Source organism: Rhodococcus sp. NPDC127593, assembly GCF_042671975.1.
GTDB lineage: Bacteria > Actinomycetota > Actinomycetes > Mycobacteriales > Mycobacteriaceae > Rhodococcus_F.
This window is the reverse complement of record NZ_JBHXWI010000027.1, coordinates 111,366-136,427: the sequence shown is the minus strand read 5'-3', so window position 1 is coordinate 136,427 and position 25,062 is coordinate 111,366. Positions and strand designations below refer to the sequence as shown.

Sequence of the window (25,062 nt, the reverse complement as noted above, 5' to 3'; positions counted from 1 at the left end):
CGGTGTGTCTTTGGCGGACGCCCGACACCTACCACACGGCAGGTCTCGAGCGGGGGGACCGCCACCTAAACTTCTACGAGACCCGGGACAACCTCGTTTGCCCGAATCCGCATGCCGTTGCATCTGTTGTCACTTTGGGTGAGCGCCCGGACACTGGTGGACGCGACGGCCCGGGTGACCCGGCTTTGATCATTGTTTTGGAGAGTCAAGCCCCGGCCGCCACCATCATAGGTGTCTCCGTCTCGGCGCCCGTTCCTGTTCGGCCATTCGGCCGTGTTGTCCGTGCTCGAGTGGATGAATGTTCGGCACTCTTCGCGGGCGCACGGGTGAGACCGGCGCTCGGTCGTGCAGTAATTCCAGGTGGCCGAGCCATCACACCGAGTGCACGGTTGCATGCGTCGCTTCGCGTCGAGGATGGATCGGTGACTGACTCTCACTGAGTGGGTTGCCCGTTCGGCCTTCGCGCGCGGTGATGATCTCCGCGGCGATGGAGATTGCGGTCTCCGCGGGTGTTCGGCCCCCGATGTCGAGCCCGATCGGTGCGTGCAGTCTGTCGAGTTCGGTGTCACCGAGGCCGAGCAGTCGAAGTTCTCGTTCGCGGTTGAGACAGGTCCGGCGCGATCCCATTGCACCCACATACCCCACCTCGAGCCGGAGGGCGCGCTCGAGCAGGGGCACGTCGAACTTCTCATCGTGCGTCAGCACGCACAACGCTGATCTCCCATCAAGCTGCTGAGACTGCAGATACCGGTGGGGCCAGTCGACGATTATCTCGTCCGCCTCCGGGAACCGCGCCCGCGTGGCGAAAACCGGCCGCGCGTCACAGAGCGTGACGTGGTAACCCAGGAGCTTTCCCACCTGGGTGACCGCGCGAGCGAAGTCGATCGCTCCGAACACGATCATGCGCGGGGGCGGGGCGAAGGTGTTCACGAAGAGCCTGACCGGCGACTGACAGTGGTCCCCGGCGCGACATTCGGTGACAGCGCTGGAGCCGGCGTTCACCATGCCGGCCATCCGGATCTCGATGGCACGGTCGAGGTCGGCGTCGCCGGTGGATCCGTGTAGAACGTCGTCGAGGAACAGGTGTGTCACGTGGGGGCCGCCGAGCGTGGTGGCCAGTGCAACGGGTTCGTGTGTGGCCACGGCCTGGTGCACTTGGTCGAGCATCTGCGCGAGGGCGGGTGTGTGCGGGCTGATGTTGACCTCGATGGTGCCGCCGCAGGTCAGTCCGACGGTGAAGGCGTCGTCGTCGGACACGCCGAACCTCTGGTAGGACGACTGGCCGGTCGAGATGACGTCGTCGGCGATGTCCACGACGGCGGCTTCGATGCACCCACCGGAAATGCTGCCGACCACGGCGCCGTTTTCGGAGACGGCCATCGCGGTGCCCGGGCCGAGTGGTGCGCTCCCGAACGTCTGGACCACGGTGGCGACCGCGTACGTGATGTGCTCGCGGTTCCAGCTCACGAGTTGATCGAGGATCTCGCGCATGTGACACCTCCGTTGGTGGCCTGCTGAGGTAGGCTAATTAACATTCGTTCCAATGAGTGTTTGTCCCTGATGCGGGGCGCGTCCGGTTCGGCGGCTGAGAAGTTGGGGATCATGACTGACTACATCGACAAGCGTTCGGCGTCCGTTCCGTCCGTCACGCGTGCGGACGTGTTCGATGCCGCATTGACTCTGTTCGCTGAACGCGGGTACCACGGCACGTCGCTCAAGCAGGTGGCGGAGCGGCTCAGTATTCGGACGCCGAGTCTCTACAACCACATGGAGTCGAAGAGTTCGCTGTTGCGTGAGATCGTCCTGGGCACCCTTGACCGCGTCGTTGCGGACTTCGACCGGGTGATCGCCGAGGTCGACGATCCGGTCGAGCGGCTGCGGGCCGCCACCGAGGTGTATGCGTTGCACCACGCCACCCATCCCCGGGAAGCGTTGGTGGTCAATCAGGATTCCGCGAGTCTCGATGAGCCGGAGCGCACCTCGGCGCAGCAGATTCGCCGGGACCATGAGCGAGCTTTCCGGCAGATCATCACCGATGGCCAGGAGGCAGGCGTCTTCGTCGTCGAGACTCCAAAGCTCGCGTCGTTCGCGATTCGGGAGATGTGTGTCAGTATCGCCCGCTGGTTTCACGAGGGCGGTGAGCTGACAGCGGGAGAGGTGGCCCGGCAGTACAGCGAGTACGCCCTGAGCATGGTGGGCGCCAAACAGGCGTCGCGTACTCGCCGAAGCCGGGCACGGAAGCCGGCCGCCGCGCGCTGACCGTTCGGTCGCGGCAACCGGCTTCCGGTGTCGCAACTGGTCAGGCATAGGGGTCGGCGAGCCCGACGTACCGGATATCGAGGTACTCGTCGATTCCTTCGAAGCCGCCTTCGCGGCCGAGACCCGATTGCTTGACTCCGCCGAAGGGTGCGGCCGGGTTGGACACGACGCCGACGTTGATCCCCAGCATCCCGGTCTCGAGTTCCTCGCTCATGCGGAGGGTGCGCGCGGTATCGCGGGTGTAGACGTAGGCGACGAGTCCGTATTCGGTGCTGTTGGCGATGTCGACGGCGTGCTCTTCGTCCCTGAAGGTTGTGATCGGGGCCACGGGTCCGAAGATTTCCTCGCGGAGGATGCGCGCATCCGCGGTGACGCCGGTCAGCACCGTCGGGGAATAGAAGTAGCCATCGCCCGGCACGGGCTGACCGCCGGTGACGATCGCGGCGCCGTGTGCGACGGCGTCCTGGACCAGGGCGTGAACCTTGGTCCGGGACTCTTCGTCGATCAGCGGGCCGAGTTGGGAGTCCGCCTCGATACCGGGTCCGACGATGAGGCGCTCCATCTTGCCGGCAAGCTTGGTCGCGAACTCGTCAGCGACGGACTCGTGCACGATGAACCGATTCGCGGCGGTGCAGGCTTCGCCCATGTTCCGGAGTTTGGCGACCATGGCACCGTCGACTGCTGCATCGATGTCGGCATCGGCGAACACGAGAAAGGGCGCGTTGCCGCCGAGTTCCATGGAGGTGCGCAGCACCTGCTGCGCCGAGTCCGCGAGCAGTCGCCGGCCGACCTCGGTCGATCCGGTGAACGACAGCTTCCGCAACCGGGGGTCCGCGATGAGCGGGCCGGTCACGGCTCCGGCACGCGAGGTGGGGATGACATTGAGCACCCCGGCCGGCAGCCCGACCTCCTCGAACACCTGCGTCAGCAACAGCGTGGTCAGCGGCGTCAGTGTGGCGGGTTTGACCACCATGGTGCAGCCGGCAGCGATCGCGGGGGCGATCTTGCGGGTCGCCATAGCCAGCGGGAAGTTCCACGGAGTGATGAACAGGCAGGGGCCCACGGGACGCTTGTGGACCAGCAGCCGGGTCTTGCCGTCGGGTGCCGCCGAGTATCGGCCCGACACGCGGACGGCCTCCTCGGAGAACCACCGGAGGAACTCGGCGCCGTAGGTCACCTCGCCGCGCGCCTCCGCAAGTGGTTTGCCCATTTCCAGGGTCATCAGCAATGCGAGGTCGTCGGATCGGGCGATCACGGCGTCGAACGCCGCCCGCAGAAGCTCGGCGCGCTCGCGGGGAGCTGTTCGTGCCCACGCCTTCTGGGCCGCTGCCGCGGCGTCGAGGGCGGCGGCACCGTCGGCGACGGTGGCGTCGGCCACGACGGCGAGCTCCAGGCCAGTCGCCGGATCGTGCACCGGGAACGTGTTACCCGCGTCGGACGGGCGCCACCGCCCGCCGATGTACAGTCCGGCCGGGACCGCTTCGAGTAGCGCCTGCTGGGGTGTCTGGGTGCTGGTCAAGGCTTCCTCACTTCTCGTCGTCGAAGATGATGACTTGCCGGATGGTGTTGCCGTCGGCGAGTTGGTCCATGGCGGCGTTGATGTCCGACAGGGCGATCCGGGACGAGATCAGCTTCTCGACCGGGAGTTTCCCGTCGCGCCACAGCTGCGCGTACACCGGAATATCGCGGGCCGGTACCGCGGAGCCGAGGTAACTGCCGATGACGGTCCGTGCACCGGCCACCAACCCGAGTGGGGAGATCGAGGAGCGGGCGTCCGGGGCCGGGAGCCCCACGGTGACGGTGGTGCCGCCGGGAGCGGTGGCGGCGACGGCTGTCTCGAAGGCGCGCGGGTGGCCCGCTGCCTCGATGACTATCGGGGCCTGAATGTTCCGCTCCGCGACTTCTTGTGGAGTGTAGGTCACGGAGGCGCCCAACTTCGTTGCCTGTGTGAGCTTGTCAAGATTCGAGTCGACTCCGATCACCTCGCCTTGACCGAGGGACAGGGCGGTGATCAGCGCTGCCGTGCCGACACCACCGAGCCCGACGATCATGACGGCTTGCCCCGGCTCCGGGCGGCCGGCGTTGATGACCGCACCGCCCCCGGTCAGCACGGCGCATCCGAGTACGGCGGCGATGTCGGGGGGGACGTCGTCCCCGACGGGTACGACCGAATGCTGATCGACGACGGCGTGCGTGGCGAAACCGGAGACGCCGAGGTGATGTTTGACGTCGGTGCCGTCGCGGTGCAGGCGGATGTCTCCGCCGAGGAGGGTTCCCGCGGTGTTCGCCGCGCTTCCGGGAGTGCAGGGCAGTTTGCCGTCGGTTCGGCATTCGGCGCAGTCGTTGCAGCGAGGCAGGAACGCCATGACGACGCGCTGACCGACCGCCAGATCCGACACGCCGTCGCCGAGCTGTTCGATCCGGCCTGCAGCCTCGTGACCGAGCAACATCGGGAGCGGTCGCGACCGGTTGCCGTCGACGACCGACAGGTCGGAATGGCAAATTCCCGCCGCCTCGATACGGATGAGGACCTCACCGGGTCCCGGTGGATCGAGTTCGAGCTCGGTGATCGAAATAGGTGTCGATTCCGCGTACGGCCGTGGCCGGCCGCTCGACTCGAGGACTGCTCCGCGAATCTTCATACTATGGTTCCCTTCTTTGGCGTCGCACAGGAATGAGCCGCCGGCCGTTCAACGGATATGCCACGTGAGTGGGGTGTAAGCCAGCTCTATTTGGTGACGGATACTTCCGGCCTGTGCAGCCGGTGGCGTTGAATCTTTCCCGAGCCGGTACGTGGAATCTCAGGCACCGCAATGAACTCCGCCGGCACTTTGAAATAGGACAACGCCGCAGCGCAGCGACTTCGCAGATCGTCCTCATCGATGCCGTTGCCGTCTGCGGCGACGACGAACGCGATGGGAACCTCGCCGAGCGCGTCGTGTGGCGCTGCGACCACGGCGGCGTCGGTCACGCTCCCGCATGCAATGAGGATGTCCTCGATCTCTGCGGGATAGATGTTTTCGCCGCCGCGGATGATCAGCTCCTTGATGCGCCCGCTGATGCGAATGAACCCGTTCTCGTCCCGTTGTGCCAGATCCCCGGTGTGGTACCAACCCTGGGTCAGTACCTGGGTGGTTGCCTCAGGCAGGTTGTGGTAGCCCCGCATCACGTTGGGGCCCTGGACCCATAGCTCACCCTCCTCGCCGGGAGCGACGTCCGTTTCGGTCGCGGGGTCGATCAGGCGGACGGTCAGTCCGGGCAGCGGCAGACCGCACGAGCCGGGAACCCGGCCGCCGCTCGGCGAGTTCATCGTCACCATCGTGGAGGTTTCGGTGATGCCGTATCCGTCCAGCAACGGCACGGCGGCGAATTCTTCGAACGCTTCGTTGAGCGCCGTAGCCATCAGGGCACCGGCGGAGACACACAGGCGCAGCGCGGGGGCATCGAGGCGGGTGTCGGTCGTCGAGTCCATCAGGTACCGGAACATGGTTGGCACCCCGGGCAGGAACGTGATGCCGTCGTCGGCCAGAGCGTGCCGTACCTGGGTGGGGGAGAACTTCGGCAGGAGGTGCTCGGTGGCCCCGGTCGCGGCGACTCCCAGTACGCACAGCACCAGGGCATAGGAGTGGAAGAGGGGAAGGGCGGAGAGCACCACGTCGGAACTGTTCAGTCCGGCGATCGGCACCCAGCACGCGCCGACCACCCACAGGCAGCTGCGCTGGGTGAGGTGCACCCCTTTCGGTCGGCCGGTGGTGCCCGAGGTGTAGAGCATCCAGCACCAGGCATCGAGATCAGTGGAATCGGGTGCGCTGCCCGAGGGGGTCGCCGCGACCAGGTCGTCATAGAAGACCACCTTCACCCTGCCCGAATATCCGACATCGGTGGGTGCGCCGGTGACCACGACGAACTCCACGCGGGTGAGTTCCGTTCCGCCGTCCTCGATCAGCTCGACGACGGTCGGCAGATGAGCCATGTCGGTGAGAACGGCGGTGGCGCCGGAATCGGCGAGGATGTGTTCGAATTCGTGTCTCGTCCCGCCCGGATTGGCGCAGACGGTGACGATGTCGGCCCGAGGGGCGACGAGGTATCCCTCCGCCACTTCGACGCAGTTGTCCAGATACATCAGGAGTCGGTCGCCGGAGATCAGGCCGAGGTCGCGGAGATGACCGGCGAGGCGGGCAGTCCGGGACTCGAGCTCCGCGTACGTCACGGACTTGTTCGGGTCACGGAAAGCGATCTGGTCCGGACGTTCGTCTGCGTGTTTGGCCAGTAGTCGGGGGACGGGCACGATCACGTCGGTGTGCAGCACGATACCTCCATGAGAAGACTAATTAGTGTTAGTTAGTGTAGCCGTCGAAGCGTCAGGCCGGAAGGGGCAGCCGTGGAGAACTTCGATTGCGCGAGCGCCGGAACCCCTCCCCCGCGCCCCGACGCGAAGGGCCGGTGCAGGCCGGCCGATGTTGCCGGCCTGCTGCTGAACCTCTTGACGTGAGCACGATCACAACTACATACTAACGCATATTAGTTAGCCCGTATGGCAACGCCACCTCGGCGGTCAGCTCGAGAGGAAAATCATGGAAGTGGAGTACTCCACGTTTGGGCGCAATCTGATCGCGCCCGTCGACCCGGACGTCGAAAAAGTTGCGTCCTCATCGTATTTCGCGGAACTGACCGAACGCCGGTCCCGATTCGTCCGCCTGGCCCTCGCCGGCGCGAGCCTGTGGTTCGGTGCGTTCCTCGTGCTGACCGCCTACGCCCACGACTTCATGGGACAGTTCGTCGCGCCGGGCGTCACCGTCGCATACGTCCTCGGTCTGACGCAGTTCGCGCTCGTCTGGATTGTCACCGCGGCTTACCTCCGTGCCTCGACCCGCGTGTTCGTCCCCCTGGAAAAGCAAGCACTAGAAGTGATCTCGGATCGATCGACGCCTGGAGACCGCAGATGAACCTCACACGATTGATCTTCTTCGCCGCCGTACTCGCCATCACGATCATCGTGACGTTCTGGGCAGCGCGCCGCACCAGCACCCAGTCGGACTTCTACGCCGCCGGCCGCAGCGTCACCGGGGTTCAGAACGGATTTGCGATCTCCGGGGACCTGATGTCGGCGGCCACCTTCCTCGGCTTCACCGGTCTGATCTTTCTCACCGGGTTCGACGGGTGGGTGCTGGCAACGGCTGCGATCTTCGCCTTCTTGTTGATTCTGCTGCTCTTCGCGGAAAAGATGCGTAATGCCGGCCAGTACACCATCGCGGACGTGCTCTCGTTCCGCTTCAGCAAGCGACCCGTGCGGGCTGCCACCTCGCTGGCCACCCTGGTGGTGGTCGTCTTCTACCTCATCGCCCAGCTCGTCGGTGCGGGAGTGCTGATCCGAGCTCTCACCGGAATGAACTTCACCCCCGCGGTGATCATCACGGGCATCGCGATGCTGTTCTATGTCGTGTTCGGAGGCATGCTCGCCACCACCTGGGTCCAGATCATCAAGGCCGCGCTGCTGCTGGTCGTCGGCGGCGCCATGTGTGTGGGTGTGCTGTGGAAGTTCAACTTCAACCCGCTGAGCATGTTCGAGGCAGCGGCCGACAACCATCCCAACGGGGACGCATACCTTGCTCCGGGCGGATCGAGCGCGAACCCGCTCAATACCCTGTCCTCGGCGGTGGCCTACGCCATCGGCACGGCCGCCCTTCCTCACATCCTGATCCGGTTCTTCACCGTTCCCGACGCGCGCGCCGCACGACGCTCGGTGGGGTGGGCGGTCGGGATCATTGGTGTCTTCTTCGTCATGACGTCGATCATCGGGTACGGAGCTCGCGCACTTCTGCCCACCGGATCGGAAAAATCCACTGCCGGAGGAAATTTGACCGCACCACTGCTCGCGCAGTACCTCGGTGGCGGCGAGGGAAGCTTCGGCGGTGACGTCTTCATCGCCCTGGTCAGCGCCGTCGCGTTCGCCACCATTCTCGCCGTGGTCGCCGGGCTGGTGTTGTCGGCATCGGGCGCGTTGTCTCACGACCTGTGGTTCAACGTCGTCAAGCGGCGAACCGCGACCGAACGCGAGGGCGCAGTCGTCGCCAGAATCGCGGCAGCCGGGGTCGGGATAGTGGCGATCGTGCTCACTCTTCTCCTCGGGTCCGGAATCAACGTCGCGCTGCTCGTCGGGCTGGCGTTGTCGATCGCGGCGAGCGCGAACTTCCCGGCGCTCGCGCTCAGTCTGGGTTGGAAACGTTTCAACACTCTCGGTGCGGTGGTCGGAATCGGTGCCGGCCTGGTCACCTCCGTCGCCCTGATCATTCTCGGCCCTCAGGTGTGGCCGGGAGGAGCGGAGAAGGCCCCGTTCCCGCTGACCTTCCCGGTGTTGGTGTCGATCCCCGTCGGATTCCTGGCCTGCTGGATCGGGACCATGATCGGCAAACCCGACCCCCGGCAGGGCAGTGCCTTCACCGAACTGCGGGTGCGCTCACAGGTCGGGCTCGGCGCAGAAGAATCCTAGGACAAGGTTTCGTGGCTGCGGCGACTGTCGTAGCCACGAAACCCTCCCTGTGATCGCCGTGGTTATCCGGTGACCGATTCGAACAGCTGACGCAACTCGTCAGGGATCGGCACCGGACGCCTGGTGTCACGGTCGACATAGACGTGCACCCACCGCCCCCGCGCGGCGATCGTCGCACTCTCGGGCAGCTCGGCAGGAAAGAGCCCGAGGTCATAGGTGACACTGGTACGGCCCAGCCTGGCGACACGGATTCCCACCTCGAGCGCCTGCGGGAACTGCACCTGCTCGAAGTATCGGCATCCGGACTCGGCGACGACGCCCAATGCGGGGGCGGCGATCGGGTCGAGTCCGGACTGCTCGATGATCCAGCTGTTGATCGCTGCATCGAAGAGTTGGTAGTACACGGCGTTGTTCAGATGGCCGTACATGTCGTTGTCGGACCACCGTGTGGTGGCCGCGCGGCGCACCGTGAAATCTGCCACGGTCGGACTCTCGCGTACGTCGGCCGCCTCAGTGCTCATCTTCATTTCTCCTGTCATATCGGTCCGCACAGTGCGAACAGGTGCATCGGGACGGCTCAAACATATTGCAGCAAAGAACAATTGAACAGCATCTACGCTTTCCTGATTCCGTCGACGCAACGGTGTCGCGGGTTCCCGATCAGGATTGACACGGTTCGGCACGCTCCGTACTCTCAATACTAACGATTATTAGTTAGGATGTTTCTTATGGAACTCACCAACACGTTCACCGTGGACCTTCCCGTGGCCAAGACCTGGGACGCCCTCCTCGATCTCGGACGGGTGATCCCCTGCCTTCCCGGTGCTGCGGTCCTGAGCCTCGATGGCGACGAGTTCGAGGGCGCCGTCAAGATCAAGGTCGGCCCGGTCTCGGCCCAATACAAGGGCGCCGGACGGTTCGTCGAAAAGGATCCGGCCAACTACCGGGCCGTCATCGCGGCCGAGGGCAAGGACGTGGGCGGACAGGGCGGGGCCAAGGCCACCATCACGGCCACCCTCTCCGAACAGGGTTCGGGCACCGCTGTCCACGTGCTCACCGATCTCGCCCTCTCCGGGCGAGCGGCCGGCTTCGGACGCGGCGTCATCGCCGACGTGTCCAACAAGATCCTCGGTCAGTTCGCCAAGAATCTCGAGGCCGAAATCGTGGGCGGCGCGGCGAACGGCGCCGCCGTGGAGCAGCGTCCCAAGTCGATCGACGAGGTCGAGCCGCTCGATGTCATGGGCAGCATGGGCGGCACCCTGATGAAGGTAGCGTTGCCCGGCGCCGGAGTGCTGGCGGCTGTGATCGCGCTGATCGTGCTCCTCACCCGGAAGGGGCGTGGACCCGCGCCGGCCGCGTTCGGTAGCGGTTACCCGTCGGCGGGCATCGGCCTGCCGTTGACGATCAATCTCGTCTTTCCCACCGGTGCCCGTCCGGAGCGGCCGTTCGCCGAAGCCGACCGGATCTTCGTCCCCCGCATCAATACCGAGGAGATCCGATGAAGGTAGGTTCACTGTTTCTCGAGTCCCTCGTCGACGGCGCCGGCCACGAGAACCCCCGTGAGGTCCTGTTCCGGCCCGAGATCCCCGGCGATCCGTGGGACGACCACGCGGAACTGCTCACCGAGAACGGAAACCTCGAACTCGCCGTCGGCGGCTATCTGATCCGTACCGGTGATCGCAACATCCTCGTCGACGCCGGTGTCGGGACGATCGACAACGGCAAGTACCGCGGCGGCCAGTTCCTCGAAAGCCTCAAGTTGCACGGGTTGGATCCGGGCGACATCACAGATGTGGTCTTCACGCACCTGCACTTCGACCACGTCGGATGGGCGACGAAGAAGGGCGTCGTCGTCTTCGAGAACGCAACGCACCGGGTGCACAAGCTCGACTGGGAGCACTTCGTCGAAAGCGGGTCCGCCGAACCGGGCGCCGTGCGCAAGCTCAAACCGCTCGAAAGTCGGCTCGAACTCTTCGCCGGTGACCAGACCCTGGCCCCCGGACTCGACGCCCGGCACACCCCCGGCCACACCCCCGGATCGACCACCTTCATCATCTCCAGCGAGGGGCAGCGTGCCGCACTGATCGGCGACCTCGCCCACACCCCAGTCGAACTCATCGAATCGCACTGGCATTTCGCATTCGACTTCGACTCCGTCGCGGCCGCCACGGTCCGCGCCGACTTCGTCTCGGAGTTCACCGACACCGACACCGACATCGTCGCCGCACACTTCCCCGGCATGCAGTCCGGGCGACTGACCACCACCAATGGTGCACCGTGCTGGATCTACAACAAGGAGAGCTGATTATGAACCTCGATCTGGCAGACAAGACCGTCCTCGTCACCGGAGCCGGCAAGGGACTCGGCCGTGCGATCGGCATGGCTTTTGCAACCGAAGGCGCAAACGTGGCCTTCCACTACAACTCGTCTGCCCAGGGTGCCGAGGAAGCAGCGAAGGAGGCCGCGACCCTCGGTGTGCGCGCCATCGCAGTCGGCGCCGACCTGGCCGACGGTGTTGCCGTGAAAGCCGCGGTCGACGCCGTCAAGTCCGAACTCGGACCGATCGACATCCTCATCAACAACTCCGCCGTCACCCAGAGCAAGCCGTTCCTGGAAACGACGGAAGAGGATTGGGCCCCGCAAATCGAGATCACCGTCGCCGGCACACTGCGCGTCACCCAGGCCGTGGCCCGCCAGATGGTCGACTGCAACGTCGCGGGCTCGATCATCAACCTGATGGGCGACTCCGGCCGGGTGGGTGAATCCCGCCTCCTCGTGACCGCCACGACCCGGGCTACCACGGTGGGACTGACGAAGTCCCTGGCGAAGGAGCTCGCACGTCACAAGATCCGCGCAAACGCCGTCTCCATCGCACTCGTGCAGACCGGCAGCCTCGACGCCCACACCGGCAACGCCGACGACACGAAGATGAAGCGCATCCTTTCGGCATATCCGCTGCGCCGCTTCGGCACCCCCGACGACGTCACCCCGACGATCTTGTTGCTGTCCTCGCCGAAGTCGTCCTGGACCACCGGCCAGATCGTGTCCGTCAATGGTGGGTACTCGATGCCATGACACACGATCACGCTGCAGAACCCGGAACCGGCGCTGTCGGCCGGTCCGTTCGCCGCAAGGAAGACGCGCGACTGATCACCGGCCACGGCCGATATGTCTCCGATCTCGAGCTGCCGCGAATGCGGCACGTCGCCTTCCTCCGCAGCCCGTACGGGCATGCCACCATTACCCACCTCGACGTCGACGCGGCGCAGGACGTGCCGGGCGTGTACGGCGCGTTCGCCGGCGGAATGCCCGCGTTTCGGTCGATCGCGCTGCGCGCACAGTCGGCGCTGCCGTCCTACGTCGAGACCGCGCAACCCATCCTCGCGTGGCAGAAGGCCCGATTCGCCGGTGAGGCGGTGGCAGCGGTCGTCGCCGAAAGTCGCTACATCGCAGAGGATGCGATCGAACGGATCGACATCGACTACGACCAACTTCCCGCGACGGTTGTTGCCTGGAAACCACCCGAGGTGCCCGTCCACGAAGAGGCCCCCGACAACGTCCTGCTGGAACGAAAGTTCGATGCCGGTGATGTCGAGGCCGCCTTCGCGAGGTCGCATGTCGTCGTCGAACGCGAGCTCACCACGAATCGGCATGCCGGCAATCCGATGGAATGCCGTGCGGGGGTTGCATTGTGGGATCCGGTCGACGACAAGCTCACCTTCTGGTCGGGTACGCAGATTCCTCATCTGGTGCGGAACATGCTCGCCGAGCTGCTCGGCCTGGCCGAGTCCAATGTGCGTGTCATCGCCCCCGACGTCGGCGGCGGTTTCGGCACCAAAGCCGTGCTGTACCCGGAGGATCTCGCGCTGTGCGTGATGGCCCGCGAAATGCGGGGGTACCCGCTCAAGTGGGTGGAAGACCGAGCCGAGCACCTGCAAGCCGCCGCCCACGCCCGCGATCATCGGTATCTCGTCAAAGCCGGGTTCGCGAAGGACGGCACGTTGCTCGCCCTCGACGCGGATGTCACCTGCAACGTCGGCGCCTACTCGGTCTATCCGTGGACCGCGGGCATCGAACCCCTCATGGCTGGTGGTCTGCTGTCCGGACCGTACCGGCTCGACAACTACCGTTGCGTCACCCGCGGTGTCACCACCAACACCTCCTGCGCGGGCCCCTACCGGGGTGTGGCCAGGCCCGCGACGGTGTTCGCGATGGAATCGCTGCTGACCGCGGCCGCCGACGAGTTGGGCATGACCGACCTCGAGATCAGACGGAAGAACCTCGTCACCCCGGAGGAGATCCCGTACCGCATGCCGAGTCGGCTCGTCGACGACTCCGGCTGGTACGGCGCATGTTTGGACAAGTGCGTCAACGCGATCGGTTACGAGGAATTCCTCGCCGAACAACAGTACCGGCGAGAGACGGGCGCGAACCCGATCGGCATCGGCTTCGCTTGCTACAACGAACTGACCGGCCTCGGCCGCGCCGCCGCCGCCGGCCCGCGGATGCCGTTCCGCACCGGCCACGACGCGTGCACCGTGCGCGTCGACCCTGACGGCAAGGTGACCGTCCTCAGCGGGGTCACCACCCAGGGGCAGGGGTCGGAGACGACCATCGCTCAAATCGTCGCCGACGCAGTAGGTGTCCCCTACGACGACGTCAACGTGCGCATCGGCGACACAAACGAATCCCTGTGGGGATTCGGAGCTTTCTCCTCTAGGCAGGCGGTCATCGGCGGCGGTGCCGCGCACAGAACGGGGGAAGCGGTCAAAACCAAGGTCCTCAAACTCGCCGCCGCCCTGCATGAAATCGACGAGGCAGACCTCGACTGCCGAGACGGCGAAATCTGGGGACCCGATGACACCAAACCCCTGGCCACGCTCGCAGAGCTGGCACGGATCGCCTACCTGGAGTCGAACAAGCTTCCCGAAGGAATCGAACCCGGACTGCAAGCAACCCGATTCTTCGACCCGATCCGCGGTGCCTTCGCCGCGGGAGCCCAGGCGGCCACCATCGAGATCGACCGCAAAACCGGCGACCTGAAAATCCTCAAATGGGTATGCACCGAGGACGCCGGCCGCGTCATCAATCCCATGATCGTGGAGGGGCAGATAGTCGGATCCATCGCGCAGGGCATCGGCGGCGCCATGTACGAACATCTGATATACGACGACGCCGGCAACCTGTCGACCGGAACACTGATGGACTACCTGATGCCGACCAGCCACGAGGTGCCGGAAATGATCATCGAACACATCTCCGTCCCCGCCGACAATCCCCTCGGGGTACGCGGTGTCGGCGAGGGCGGCACACTCGGCCCCAACGCCGTCCTCGCCGGTGCGGTGCACAACGCGGTCGGTATCGAGATTCATCATCTACCGATCACACCGGCCACCCTGTGGGAGGCGCTCCGATGATCACCCTCGCCGAGCACGGCGACGTCGCGGAAATCACCCTCGATCGTCACGACAAGCGCAACGCCCTCGACATTGCGCACCTGACCGAGCTCACCACCGTCATCGAGGGATGCGTGTCATCGGGGCGGCGGGCACTGATCATCACCGGCGCCGGGAGCGCGTTCAGTGCCGGTGCCGACTTCGGCGGCGTGTACGGCGACGGCTTCCGCACCGCCCTCTACACCGCACTTCGTGCGATCACCGCGGCGCCGATACCGGTGATCGCCGCGGTCAACGGGCCCGCGATCGGGGCCGGCACGCAGCTGGCCATCGCGTGCGATCTGCGCGTCGTGGCACCGGGCGCGAAGTTCGCGATCCCGACGGCCCGCAACGGGCTCGCCGTCGACCCGTGGACGATCCAGCGACTTACTGGACTCGCCGGGGGCGGAACTGCCCGCGCAGTGTTGCTCGCCTGCGACACGCTCGACGCAACGGCGGCGCTCACCCGCGGCCTCGCGGACCGCATCGGCACGGTCGACGACGCACGGGCGCTCGCGCAGGAGATCGCCTCCTACGCCCCGCTCTCGCTGATGTATTCCAAGCATTCGGTGCAGGCGCTGACCGAACCCGACAGCTGGGACAACCGGCTCGACGCCGAGTTCGATCAGTGCTGGGCGAGCGCGGACTTCGCCGAGAGCCAGCTCGCCCGAGCCGAGAACCGCTCGCCGAAATTCGTGGGAAAGTGAGGATGCACCCATGAAGGCTGCACCATTCGACTACAGCCGTCCCTCCAGCATTGCCGAGGCAGTCAAGACCCTGGAATCCGCGGGCGGCGACGGCAAGGTCCTGGCCGGGGGACAGAGTCTCGTCCCGGTCCTGGCGATGCGCCTCGGGCGCCCGACCATTCTGGTCGACATCAACCGCGTTCCCGGACTCGACACGATCGAAAAGCTCAACGACACCACGGTGCGGGTGGGTGCCCTGGTCCGGCACTCAATGCTGATCGAGCAGACTCACCTGCCCCTGCTGTCGGAGGCGGCGAAGTGGATCGGCCACAGCGCCATCCGCACCCGGGGCACCACCGGCGGCAGCATCGCCCACGCCGACCCCTCCGCGGAACTCCCCGTCGTGGCGACCGCGTTGGGCGCGCTCGTCCACGTCCACGGGCCCGGCGGTACCCGCACGGTAGTGGCAGACGACCTCTTCGTCGGACCCCTCGAGACGTCGCTGGACGAGAACGAGATCGTCACCGCAGTCGACTTCCCGGTCCCGGAGCGGTCGGGTTTCGCCGAATTCGCCCGTCGGCACGGCGACTTCGGTCTCGTCACCGTCGCCGTGGCGGTCGTCGGAGGGGTTGCCCGGATCTCGATCGGCGGTGTCGGCGCCATACCCATCCGGCCCCTCGCCGCCGAAGCGATCCTCGCGGACGGGCCGATGACCGACGACAAGATCGCCGAGGCGGCGCGCGTCGCCGCGACCGCGATCACCGCAGCGTCGGATCTGCACGCTTCAGCCGACTACCGAGTCGCGATGACCGAGGAGTTCACGCTCCGAGCGCTGACCCAGGCAATAGGAATCAAGGCAGGAGTGAACTGATGCGTATCGAACTGACCGTCAACGGAGAACGAGCCGCGATCGACATCGAGCCTCGCAAGACCCTCGCGGACGCGCTCCGCGAAGATCTCGGGCTCACCGGCACCCACCTCGGATGCGAGCACGGCGTCTGCGGAGCCTGCACCGTCCTGGTCGACGGCGGGCCGGTGCGAGCATGTCTGATGTTCGCCGTCCAAGCCGATGGGTCGTCGGTCACCACGGTCGAAGGGATGGCCGCCGACGACGGTACCCTGCACCCCCTGCAGCGGGCGTTCTGCGACCGGCACGGCCTTCAGTGCGGGTTCTGCACCCCGGGAATGCTCATGTCCGCGCTCCACCTCCTGCACCGGGAGGTGGAACCCAGCCGGGAGCGGATCCGGGAAGAAATGTCGGGCAACATCTGCCGATGCACCGGATACGTCGGAATCGTCGACGCTGTCGAGGAGGCGGCAGCGGAAATCAACCGCATCGGCACCGAGCCCGCGCACGAATGCACGGTCCACGAGCACGAAAACTCCTCAACACAGCACACATCCGGGACCCAGGCGGAAGTCGCCTCCGGCCCAGAGCCGTCCTTCCCCGGATGACGAGGAGAACGGCATGACAGGACTACTCGCCCGCATCACCACGGAACCGATCGATCCCGTCGCGGTCAACGCCGCGGTCACCGGCCCGGCGAACGGCGCCACGGTCTTGTTCACCGGCGTCGTGCGGAACCTCGACAACGGCCAGCTCGTTACGGGCCTCGAGTACCGATTTCACCCCCCGGATCGATCGATCGGCACCGGCCGAGGAATGGGCTGTCGATGGCGGCTCAGCTCGGGTCGGCATCATCGCCTCGGTCACCCGCACATTCTGCGCGGACAGCGATCGCACGAGACTGACCGCGGAAGGGACAGTTCGCCCCTGCCTATTCAGTGACACCGAGACCGACCTCCGGTCCGCCGTGCGTGCCGGCGCCAGCGACCAAGAACTCGCACAGTCCTGGCGTGATGCAATGTGACGCAAACCATTCGGGCACGGAATCGGTGCGACGGATTCACACCACCCGTCAGGAGCATAGGAGCGATCGGTGGCTGAGAATCAAGTACTTGTACGCTATTTCGCCGCGGCCGCGGACATTATCGGGCGAGACGAAGAAACGATCACTTTCATCGACTCGCCATCTCTCGGCGATCTGACCTACCCGATATCAGGGAAGGTCGATGTTCTGCCACCGTTCGCCGGCGGATAGGGCACATCTCGACCTGACCGGACCAAACCCGAGCCGAGCTTCAGTCGCTGGTGTCGGCATTCTCCACGACCTCGAACCATGTCGATTCCGAGGGGCCGTCCTCGAGTCCTTCGAGTTGTTCGCGTGTTGCGCGAAACGTCTCGTCGTGATGCCAAGATGCCCAATCATCCTTGGAATCCCACACGCCGACAATCGCGCGCTCGAGCGGCTGGTCAACCCCCTTGAGCAATTGCGCCGACACCCAACCCGGTCTCCCTCGTGCGGCCGCCAGCCGAGCATGCATCGCCCCGTCCCATCGCTCTATGCCCTCCCCGCGAAGCCTCACCCTGGTGACGATTGTCATCATCGCTACTCCTCAATTCGCTCGGACTTCAGTACGAGATCAGCATGACCCCGTAACCCGCTGATGACCAGATCCCGGGATACCTGCCCGGCGCCTGTCGACTGCAAGTCAGCGGCGGGTCGACTCAGATGCAGCGTCGGTGTGGCAGCGCAATTCGGTCGCTCTACTGCCACATTGTTGAGCCAAAAGTCGACTCGGTCGACAAGACGCTAGTTTCAAAACGCATAGGTAGACCGGTCTGGCTCACCCTGATTGCAGAAGGCCGCGGTTTCCTCAGCTCATTGGCAATACCTCAGATCGGATGGCAGAGGGCTGGACTGGTGACCCGCTCCCCAGCGCTGGAGCGCTATCGCATCCGGGGCACTGCCCAGCCGTATTGAGAACCCCGCATGAAGACGCGACTCGTGACGCTCTGCGCCCTTAGAACGATCTGCAGCGAAAATCACCGTTCGCCCGCTGTGCGCGAACGTGCCCGCAGGAAGCGGAATCAGGTGTGATCGGAAGCCCCTCTTACGCATGATTACCGGCCCGTCAGTTCGTGGAGCTCCTGACCTTGCGAACTGTCGGTCCTGAACGCCATGGCACCGTCGGATCCTTCATCGCCTGCGCTTCGATCGCGGAGCCAAGATCATCGATCGGCTATGCCCCGAGAACGTTGACAATGCCTGCGCGGTCGGCGGAAAGTTGAGCAGAGAACTTGTGACCCGATCTGTCAACGGCGGTGAGTAGGTGAGAAGCGTGAGCGCAACCGATCCCCCACCGCTGGTCGTCGTGCCGCCGGGGACCGGGCAGACCGGTGACCTGGGCCCGATTGGGGTCGAATTCAAGCTCTGGGGCCGTGACACCGGTGGGGTGTTGTCGGTCGTCGAGCACCCGTTCCCGGTCGGTGCGCTGGTGCCGCCGCATCTGCATACGCGGGAGGACGAATTCTCGATAGTTACTCAGGGTGTGATCGGATTCCGCTCCGGCGACCGGGAGGCCGTTCTCGAATCCGGCGGATACATCACAAAGCCCCGGGGTGAGATGCACGCCATGTGGAACGCCGGCACCGTCCCGGCGCGCATGATCGAGATCATCAGTCCGGCCGGCTTCGAACATTGCTTCCTGGAAATGTCCGAACTGATCGCCGCCGGCGAACCGGATGTCACCCAGATCGCCGCAGTTGCCGAGCGCTACGGTCTGCAATTCGGCGAACCCGACTGGTTGCCCGACGTGATCGCCCGATACGCCCTGACACCGTCGTGAGCCCCGCTCGAGCCTCGACGTATGCGGTGTCGTTCACTGGTCGGGGCTGCTCAGCTCGGCCAGCCGGTGAGCCGACGACAGCGTCGAAGAATGGGGCGGCCACAGCCGCCTGAAGGCGCCCGGCACCGCCGAACAGTTGGATTCGTTTGTGGGCGAAGCATTCTCGTCATTCGCAAGGAAGGGTCAACGCGCGCCCGCGGGGCGGGAGTGTGCGGAGGCAGTCCAAGCCGTGTCGCTGCCGGTTGTTCCGAAGTGCGCGCCGTGGACGCATCGTCGTTGGCGGCGGATTCGATCACGGCGAGCGTTCGCTCCGAGAGAGCATCGATACAGTCTTCGATGTCGGTGAGAATGTCGCTCACGTCATGGAGCGTGTCCAGGGCGGACCGCCACGCCCGCAAGCCGCAGTCCACGACTCCCGGGCCGAGCAATGAGGCAGACGCCACCCTTCGACGAGCAAGCGCAGCCGGTGGCCGCGGACGCCGCCGAAGGCCTCTACCGGCCTGTCGATGCTGCCTGCGAGAAACGCGCCCTTGGGCTGGCGCGGGCACGCTGGCCACGATCAACGTGACCGCGCCCCGCCGAAGGCCACGACCACCACCGCAGTCGCCGCGACTGCGGCCGCGAACATCGTTGCGGCCGTTGATCTCACGCCCACCGTCAGCCCCGCCCCCGTGGGCGGCACGGTCGTCACCGGGTCCCGGGAACCATCACCCCGAATCTCCGGGAGAGCGGGAAAGCCGCCGCCTACAACAGCAACGAGAACTACGGCACCTCCCTCCCGAAGGCGTCTTCACTCATCGGCACCGTGCAACTTCGGGCTTCTCCGCGCACCGATGACGACATTCCCAGGAAAGAAAGCCAATCCCAGCAAAATAGCGATTTGATGCCAGGCGCGGGGGGCGTACCCTACTATGTGAGGCTTTTTGGTACTTGTCGCCCGGTGCCACGCCGAACAAACCCGAAGAGTGGAGCAGAAATGCGTATCTTGCGTGTGTTTGTAGGAGCGGTCGCTTTCCTGGTTTTGGCGCTATCTCTTCACGCGCCCTTGCCGACTGCGCAGGCCGAGTGTATGAGATTGCCGTACTTCACGCAGTCCGGATATGCCAACTTCGATTTCCCCCCGCGAGTCGTCGCGATGCTGAACGAAAACGAGATGGCGGTCGAAGGCATCGCGCCGTTCGAGGCCAAGCCCGCGAAGACCGGTCTCTATCTGCCAATCGGCTCGCAGACCAACCATATCGACGCGTGCATGGGCGTGTTCTACCCCGGCGGGCCGAGGTTCATCAGCAAGACCGGGAACTCTGTTCTGGTCGAGGATATCTGGCTGCGGATGGACGGCGCCTACGGAACGGTGAAGATCAATGGCATCGCCCAGGGCGAGAGGATGGTCGCCACCTACAATCTGAATGAGATGATGCCGACGGTCATGACGCCGCACGGTGGCGGGATCGGCCCCACGTATTGGCCGTTCCGCTTCTCCCCATATTTCGCGCAGGCCCTCAACGAGGCTGCCGGTGCCAACATCTTCATGGCTGGTGAGGTGTTCGCCAACCTCGACGCCGTCGGGAAGTTTGCGCCCTGATCTGACACGAACGCAAATGGAGTTTCCTGTTGCCTCATGTCACTATGCCCGCGACGTTGATTCGTTGCCTCATGTGAAGACTCCGGATCCGTTCGGATGTACCCCGAATCAAGTTCGATAGCGAAATCCCCGCGGGCACCCAGTTCGTCTCGGCCACTGAGGTTCCCGGCACCCGGATCGACCTCGGGGGATCGGCGCCGACGGTCACCCAGGTGGCCGAGAACGGTAGCCCCTCCGCCACACCCAGTCGGCCCCGTTCGCCGTCTCGGTCGAGTGCAGAACCGGATCCGCTCGCCCGGAATCACCGTCAGCGACGACTTCCAGATCCACATTCACGCACTGGGAGACCGCGCCGTACGCGACAGCCTCGACGCTGCCGAACACGCACGAAAGGTCAACGACCCCTGCGGAAACCGCCACCACCTCGCCCACGTCCAGGTCATCGGCCCGCCGACGTTCCTCGCTTCGCCGAATTGGACGTCATCGTCAACGGCCGGCCCCTGTGGGCCTGCCGCGGGGACGCCATGGAGGTCCTCACCCTCCCGTTCGTCTCCGACGTGGCGCGCAAACAGCAATTTGTGTTCCGATCCCTGCTCCGGACCGGCACCCGCATAGCCTTCGGCAGCGCAGCTGCACGGCATGCACGTCGCCGTCAATCGCCGGGAGCTGAATCCGAGCTAGCCCGATTCGGCGGATCGGGGCTCGATCACCAGGGCAATAGTCGCAGCCACGACGCTGCCGCTGAGGACTCCGGCAAGCGCGGTAGCCCACCGCTGTCCAATCGAAGCATCGGTGGAGGTCAGTGCGCTCAACAGCATTGCTGCCGACCCAGCCAATGCCAGGGTGACGGTCGAGCGCAGAAACTGGCTGGCGCCGTTGTGGAATCGCAGAAGCGTCGGGGGGATCAGTACGTTCGAAACAATGAGCAGTGCAATGCCGACGTAGAGCAAAGCATTCATGGGTTTCCTCTCACAGGGCGGTGGACGGTGAGGGGCGAGCTCCTAGCTTGCCGAAGACCGGCGACCGACGTGACGGGTAGTCGAGGCGCCGTCGTTGCTCAGGCGCACGTGTCCTGACCTCCTCCCAGAGTGTCGTTGTGCACACGCGCGGATATCGAGATTCCGGCAAGGGCACCGGGAGAGAGGAAGTGGCGCGCGCCGCCACGTCATATATCCGCGGGACTGCGTATCCGGTTACTCCCGCCAACGTCACCCACTCTTCCATCGATGCCCGGGCGCAACGCCGGTACTCCCCTACCAAAATTTGCCGACTAATTGAGCAAACATCGCCGATGCCCTTATGGGCGGGGCGGGATGCTTTCGCGCTTTCGGCGAGGACGCTCGTCGCCCAATCGTTTTGGCCGCAATCGGCGCCGTCGACCACGCTCATCACCCCAACGACCCCCGAAGCCCGCGAGCACAGCCGCCACCACACGCCTCGGGGGCGGGCGACCCTAGCTGGTGGCCCTCGGCGCGGCGAAGACCCGGTGCAGGCCCATCGTCAGGACGATGGCGACCACGATGCCGATCAGCGGGGGAATCCCCACCTCGAACTCGGCGGAGAGCCGCGCGAGGAAGGTGGCGAAGGCGTAGACGGCGAGGTTACGCCAGTACACCGGCTGCGGGGTGTGGTCTTCGGGAATGCCTCGACGCCACCGGCACAGGAAGTCCCCGATGATCACGCCGCCCAGCGGGGGGATGAACGTGCCGAGCAGGCTGAGGTAGTCGATGAGATGGTTGTGCACGCCGGTAAGCGCGAGCACGGTGCCGACCACACACCCGCCGATGACGAACGGTGTCTTGCGCGGCTTTCGGAACATCTCGGCGCCGGCCACCCCGAAGGCGTATGCGGTATCGGCGTTGCTCTTCCAGAGGTTGCCGAACAGCAGCACCAGGCCCCACCCGACCAGTCCGAGGTTGTAGAGCACCAGCACGAAGTCGCCCTCGTGGAAGGTGATCGCCCCGATGGCGCCGAACAGGATCATCAGACCGTTGCCGACGAGGAACCCGATCATGCAGGCCAGGGCCGCTTGCGATCCGCTGCGGGCGAAGCGGGTCCAGTTGGGCGCTTGCGTCCCTGCCGAGACGAAGGTGCCCACCACCGTCGTAATCGCGAGGGTGACCGTCATCGTGGTGGTGGGCTCGACCGAGACCAGACCGGAGAATCCGCCGACCTCATCGAGGGACCGGGACACCACCCAGCAAGCCAGGGCGAGGATCAAGGGGGTCGAGATCAACGATACCCAGTACATCCCACGGTATCCGTAACACGCGGTGATACACATCAGGATGCTCGCCGCGATCATCACCGCCGCGCGGGCGGCGTACGACTCCCAGCCCAGGGCCTGCGCGGTGAGGTCGCCGATCGTGCCGATGATGACGCCGTACCAGCCGATCTGGGTGCCGCCGAGCAGTACCGAGGCGAGTTTGGACCCGCGAGTGCCGAAGCTGTAGCGCGCCATGACGACGGTCGTCAGCCCCGTGCGAGCGCCGACGAACCCCATCATGGCGACATACGCTCCCAGGATCGCCGATCCGGCGGCGATCACCATCATCAGCTTCCCGAACGAGAAGGCGGTGCCGAGCGCCGCCCCGGCGAGCATCGTCGGCGTGAAGATGGTGAACCCCAGCAGTACCACCGAGAGTGAGACGAACGACTTGCGTGCGCTGCGGGGGACCGGCGTGACGGGATAGTCCGGGTCAACGGGGCGGCCGGCGCCCGCCTCGACAGTCGCGGGTTCGACGGTGCTGCTCATGCTTGTTCGCCGATGTCTTCGAGCCACAGGCTCGGGCGCTCGGTCAGCATGCGTCCCATCAATGCCACGCAGTCGGCGTCGTCGACGACGTCGACCTGGACCCCGTGGCCACGCAACCATCCTTCCGACGACTCGAATGAGCGGTTCTCACCGACCACGATTCGCGGGATCTCGTACAGCCGAGCGGTTCCCGCGCACATGAAGCACGGCGACAGAGTCGTGTAGAGGACGCAGTTGCGGTAGACCGAGGCGTGGAGCCGACCCGCCTGCTCGATGCAGTCGGTCTCTCCGTGCCGGATGGCGCTGTTCATCTGGACCCTGCGGTTGCGACCGACGGCGAGGACCTCTCCGTCGTGGACGAGTGCCGCGCCGATCGGCACACCACCTTCCTCCCAACCGATCTCCGCCTGTTCGATGGCGAGTCCGAGGAAATATGCATCGGACCGTACGGGGTTGTTCATGTGCACTCCTGGAGTCCTACGGATCGGCACCTGTGGCCTGTGCCACAATTCGACCAGTGTTGGAATGGGCTGCCAAGGGACAACGTGTCCGTTCGGCAGAAGTCGCTCTGTGACGAACTGCCCCGTCGACCGAGGATGAAGGAATGCTGCCCACTCTTCGAGAGGTCCTGGCGATGCCATCATTCAAGGCCGCCGCCGTCGAGGTGCTCGCGGGCGCCCCCGATACCGCGGTGGTCCGCTGGGTCCATTCCTCCGAGGTGTACGAGATGGGCGGACTTCTCTCCGGCGGAGAGCTCCTTCTCACGACGGGCCTGGGCCTCCATGGGCGATCCCCCGAGCAGCTCACCGCCTACGTCGACCAGGTCGCGGATGCCGGATGTGTCGCGCTCGCGATGGAGGTGGGGCGCTCGTTCCTCGCGGCCCCGCCCCCACTCGTCGAGGCTGCGCAACGCCGGGGTCTGGCGTTCCTGGCCCTGCACGCGGTGGTCCCGTTCGAGCGGATGGTCGAGGACTTCCACGACCTACTGCTGCGCCGCAGGCTCGGCTCGCCGCAGGCCGGGGAACCGGTCTGGCAGGAACTTCTCGACCTCGTTGTGGCGGGGCAGGGGATGACCGCGCTGCTCACCAGGGTCGGACGCCTGGCAGGGTGCGGGGTCGACCTCCTCGACGCGGAAGGCAGGGTCGTCGACCGCAGCGCGACCGCCGCGGCGTGCTCGGAGACCGGGCGGACGACCCTCGATGTCCGCGGCCCCACCGGCTCCCTCGGTCGACTCGTCCTCAATGGGCAGGCAACCGCGCACCGTTCCGCCATCGCGAACTGTGCGGCCGTCGCGGTGGCCCTGGAGCTCGGCCGCCACCCCGACCTCGGTCCACGTCAATCGCTTGCGCAGTCGGTCATCACCGATCTGGTGGGCGGTGTGCTCACCTCGCACGGTGACCTGTCCGAGCGCCTCACCGCGGCCGGCTGGACGCCCGTGGAGGGTCAGCATGTACTCGTCGTCGCCGTCGAAGTCGATCAGCGAACGCCGGTTCGCGAGCTCGCGACCCCGGTCCGGGAGGCGGTTCAGGCGGTGCTCGGTGGCTGCCTGGTCGGGGTCACCGCCAACCACGTCATCGTGCTCGCTCAGGGATGGTTGCCCGCCTCCCCCGCGCGAGTTCGGTCCGCCTTCACCGACGTCGACGAGCTTCTGCGCCGGGGCCCCTGCGGCTCGGCAGTGCGCACGCTCGGGGTGGCAGCGCCGGTCCAGCAGCTGTCCGACATCTCGGCGGCGGTCGGCCAGGCGCGCGAGATCGTCCAGATCGCCCGGCGTTTCGGCACCCGGACCGGGGTGATCCTCTCGCGGGACGTCGGGGTCCAACGGTTGCTCGCCGCCGACGTGGCACCGGTCGCGCTCACCGCGTTCATCGCCGAGCAGCTTGGATCCGTGATCGCTTATGACACAACATATTCCGCAGACCTGGTGCGGACCCTTGATGCGTACCTCGCGAACCGGAGCAGCAAGGCCCGGACCGCGGCCGTTCTGGGGATTCGACGTCAGTCCCTCTATGCCCGGCTGACACGTCTCGAGAAGCTGCTGGGTGCGTCTCTCGACGATCCGGCACAATTGGTGTGCCTCGGACTTGCCCTGACGGCGTGGCGCATGCGGACCGGCCTCGATCCGCAAGCCTCGTTCGAGCGTCCCCGACACGGCCACCGCTGATCGG

22 protein-coding genes and 3 pseudogenes are annotated in these 25,062 nt (G+C 65.6%); 16 read left to right on the top strand and 9 right to left on the bottom strand.

Annotation, left to right across the window (positions count from 1 at the left end; genetic code table 11):
- Positions 1–372: 372 nt before the first annotated feature.
- Complete coding sequence (locus ACFVJ3_RS25205; protein WP_378454639.1) at positions 373–1,491, bottom strand: XdhC family protein; 1,119 nt, start codon at positions 1,489–1,491, stop codon at positions 373–375.
- Positions 1,492–1,602: 111 nt separating this feature from the next.
- Here ACFVJ3_RS25205 and ACFVJ3_RS25200 point away from each other — a divergent pair, with 111 nt between their 5' ends.
- Positions 1,603–2,259 carry a TetR/AcrR family transcriptional regulator gene (locus ACFVJ3_RS25200; RefSeq protein ID WP_378454638.1) on the top strand — a complete coding sequence of 219 codons (657 nt, stop codon included), beginning with the start codon at positions 1,603–1,605 and terminating at the stop codon, positions 2,257–2,259.
- A 40-nt stretch (positions 2,260–2,299) separates the two neighbouring features.
- Here the strand turns inward: ACFVJ3_RS25200 and ACFVJ3_RS25195 are convergent, their stop codons facing one another.
- The 3 genes from ACFVJ3_RS25195 to ACFVJ3_RS25185 all read right to left on the bottom strand — a co-directional run bounded on the left by ACFVJ3_RS25195 (position 2,300) and on the right by ACFVJ3_RS25185 (position 6,568).
- On the bottom strand, positions 2,300–3,778 hold the full coding sequence (locus ACFVJ3_RS25195) for an NAD-dependent succinate-semialdehyde dehydrogenase (protein ID WP_378454637.1): 1,479 nt from the start codon (positions 3,776–3,778) through the stop codon (positions 2,300–2,302).
- 7 nt (positions 3,779–3,785) lie between these two features.
- Positions 3,786–4,901 (bottom strand): alcohol dehydrogenase catalytic domain-containing protein, encoded by a 1,116-nt coding sequence (locus ACFVJ3_RS25190; protein ID WP_378454636.1) that lies wholly within the window; start codon positions 4,899–4,901, stop codon positions 3,786–3,788.
- An 86-nt stretch (positions 4,902–4,987) separates the two neighbouring features.
- Positions 4,988–6,568: a class I adenylate-forming enzyme family protein gene (locus ACFVJ3_RS25185; protein ID WP_378454635.1), complete on the bottom strand. Its 1,581-nt coding sequence runs from the start codon at positions 6,566–6,568 to the stop codon at positions 4,988–4,990.
- Between the two features lie 265 nt (positions 6,569–6,833).
- Here ACFVJ3_RS25185 and ACFVJ3_RS25180 point away from each other — a divergent pair, with 265 nt between their 5' ends.
- Both ACFVJ3_RS25180 and ACFVJ3_RS25175 read left to right on the top strand, forming a co-directional pair.
- Entirely contained in the window at positions 6,834–7,205 is a 372-nt protein-coding gene (locus ACFVJ3_RS25180) for a DUF485 domain-containing protein (protein WP_378454634.1), read from the top strand.
- Positions 7,202–8,749 carry a cation acetate symporter gene (locus ACFVJ3_RS25175; protein WP_378454633.1) on the top strand — a complete coding sequence of 516 codons (1,548 nt, stop codon included), beginning with the start codon at positions 7,202–7,204 and terminating at the stop codon, positions 8,747–8,749. The genes ACFVJ3_RS25180 and ACFVJ3_RS25175 overlap by 4 nt, the downstream gene beginning before the upstream one ends.
- A 62-nt stretch (positions 8,750–8,811) precedes the next feature.
- On the opposite strand, the gene ACFVJ3_RS25170 is transcribed toward ACFVJ3_RS25175, so the two are convergent.
- A complete protein-coding gene (locus ACFVJ3_RS25170; protein WP_378454632.1) occupies positions 8,812–9,270 on the bottom strand; it encodes an acyl-CoA thioesterase in 459 nt (152 codons plus the stop codon).
- Positions 9,271–9,477: 207 nt separating this feature from the next.
- On the opposite strand from ACFVJ3_RS25170, the gene ACFVJ3_RS25165 reads away from it, so the two are divergent.
- The 10 genes and pseudogenes from ACFVJ3_RS25165 to ACFVJ3_RS25120 all read left to right on the top strand — a co-directional run bounded on the left by ACFVJ3_RS25165 (position 9,478) and on the right by ACFVJ3_RS25120 (position 16,972).
- A complete protein-coding gene (locus ACFVJ3_RS25165; RefSeq protein ID WP_378454631.1) occupies positions 9,478–10,251 on the top strand; it encodes an SRPBCC family protein in 774 nt (257 codons plus the stop codon).
- Complete coding sequence (locus tag ACFVJ3_RS25160) at positions 10,248–11,054, top strand: MBL fold metallo-hydrolase (protein WP_378454630.1); 807 nt, start codon at positions 10,248–10,250, stop codon at positions 11,052–11,054. The genes ACFVJ3_RS25165 and ACFVJ3_RS25160 overlap by 4 nt, the downstream gene beginning before the upstream one ends.
- 2 nt (positions 11,055–11,056) lie before the next feature.
- On the top strand, positions 11,057–11,824 hold the full coding sequence (locus ACFVJ3_RS25155; RefSeq protein WP_378454629.1) for an SDR family NAD(P)-dependent oxidoreductase: 768 nt from the start codon (positions 11,057–11,059) through the stop codon (positions 11,822–11,824).
- Positions 11,821–14,166, top strand: coding sequence for a xanthine dehydrogenase family protein molybdopterin-binding subunit (locus tag ACFVJ3_RS25150; protein WP_378454628.1), 2,346 nt, complete (start codon positions 11,821–11,823; stop codon positions 14,164–14,166). Before ACFVJ3_RS25155 ends, ACFVJ3_RS25150 begins: the two co-directional genes overlap by 4 nt.
- Positions 14,163–14,891: an enoyl-CoA hydratase gene (locus ACFVJ3_RS25145; RefSeq protein WP_378454627.1), complete on the top strand. Its 729-nt coding sequence runs from the start codon at positions 14,163–14,165 to the stop codon at positions 14,889–14,891. Before ACFVJ3_RS25150 ends, ACFVJ3_RS25145 begins: the two co-directional genes overlap by 4 nt.
- A 10-nt stretch (positions 14,892–14,901) precedes the next feature.
- Complete coding sequence (locus ACFVJ3_RS25140; RefSeq protein ID WP_378454626.1) at positions 14,902–15,741, top strand: FAD binding domain-containing protein; 840 nt, start codon at positions 14,902–14,904, stop codon at positions 15,739–15,741.
- A pseudogene (locus ACFVJ3_RS25135) lies at positions 15,741–16,190 on the top strand ((2Fe-2S)-binding protein); the annotation flags it as partial. The gene ACFVJ3_RS25140 and the pseudogene ACFVJ3_RS25135, both read left to right, overlap by 1 nt.
- 148 nt (positions 16,191–16,338) lie before the next feature.
- A pseudogene (locus tag ACFVJ3_RS25130) lies at positions 16,339–16,446 on the top strand (molybdenum cofactor biosynthesis protein MoaE); the annotation flags it as partial.
- A gap of 58 nt (positions 16,447–16,504) precedes the next feature.
- Positions 16,505–16,818 (top strand): annotated as a pseudogene (locus ACFVJ3_RS25125) (cyclic pyranopterin phosphate synthase); the annotation flags it as partial.
- Positions 16,811–16,972, top strand: a complete 162-nt coding sequence (locus ACFVJ3_RS25120; RefSeq protein ID WP_378454625.1) for a hypothetical protein — start codon at positions 16,811–16,813, stop codon at positions 16,970–16,972. The pseudogene ACFVJ3_RS25125 and the gene ACFVJ3_RS25120, both read left to right, overlap by 8 nt.
- Positions 16,973–17,012: 40 nt before the next feature.
- Here the strand turns inward: ACFVJ3_RS25120 and ACFVJ3_RS25115 are convergent, their stop codons facing one another.
- Positions 17,013–17,318 carry an antibiotic biosynthesis monooxygenase family protein gene (locus ACFVJ3_RS25115; RefSeq protein ID WP_378454624.1) on the bottom strand — a complete coding sequence of 102 codons (306 nt, stop codon included), beginning with the start codon at positions 17,316–17,318 and terminating at the stop codon, positions 17,013–17,015.
- A gap of 735 nt (positions 17,319–18,053) precedes the next feature.
- Between ACFVJ3_RS25115 and ACFVJ3_RS25110 the strand changes: the two genes are divergently transcribed.
- Positions 18,054–18,560 (top strand): cupin domain-containing protein, encoded by a 507-nt coding sequence (locus ACFVJ3_RS25110; RefSeq protein WP_378454623.1) that lies wholly within the window; start codon positions 18,054–18,056, stop codon positions 18,558–18,560.
- 976 nt (positions 18,561–19,536) lie between these two features.
- Positions 19,537–20,142, top strand: a complete 606-nt coding sequence (locus ACFVJ3_RS25105) for a hypothetical protein (protein ID WP_378454622.1) — start codon at positions 19,537–19,539, stop codon at positions 20,140–20,142.
- Positions 20,143–20,819: 677 nt separating this feature from the next.
- Here ACFVJ3_RS25105 and ACFVJ3_RS25100 read toward each other — a convergent pair.
- From ACFVJ3_RS25100 to ACFVJ3_RS25090, 3 genes are all read right to left on the bottom strand, one after another.
- Positions 20,820–21,101 carry a hypothetical protein gene (locus ACFVJ3_RS25100; RefSeq protein WP_378454621.1) on the bottom strand — a complete coding sequence of 94 codons (282 nt, stop codon included), beginning with the start codon at positions 21,099–21,101 and terminating at the stop codon, positions 20,820–20,822.
- A gap of 494 nt (positions 21,102–21,595) precedes the next feature.
- Positions 21,596–22,897: a cytosine permease gene (codB, locus tag ACFVJ3_RS25095; protein WP_378454620.1), complete on the bottom strand. Its 1,302-nt coding sequence runs from the start codon at positions 22,895–22,897 to the stop codon at positions 21,596–21,598.
- Positions 22,894–23,358, bottom strand: coding sequence for a nucleoside deaminase (locus ACFVJ3_RS25090; RefSeq protein WP_378454619.1), 465 nt, complete (start codon positions 23,356–23,358; stop codon positions 22,894–22,896). The genes codB and ACFVJ3_RS25090 overlap by 4 nt, the downstream gene beginning before the upstream one ends.
- Positions 23,359–23,531: 173 nt before the next feature.
- Here ACFVJ3_RS25090 and ACFVJ3_RS25085 point away from each other — a divergent pair, with 173 nt between their 5' ends.
- The gene (locus tag ACFVJ3_RS25085; protein ID WP_378454618.1) at positions 23,532–25,058 is read left to right on the top strand and encodes a PucR family transcriptional regulator ligand-binding domain-containing protein; all 1,527 of its coding nucleotides are present in this window, start codon (positions 23,532–23,534) and stop codon (positions 25,056–25,058) included.
- The last annotated feature ends 4 nt before the right edge of the window (positions 25,059–25,062 follow it).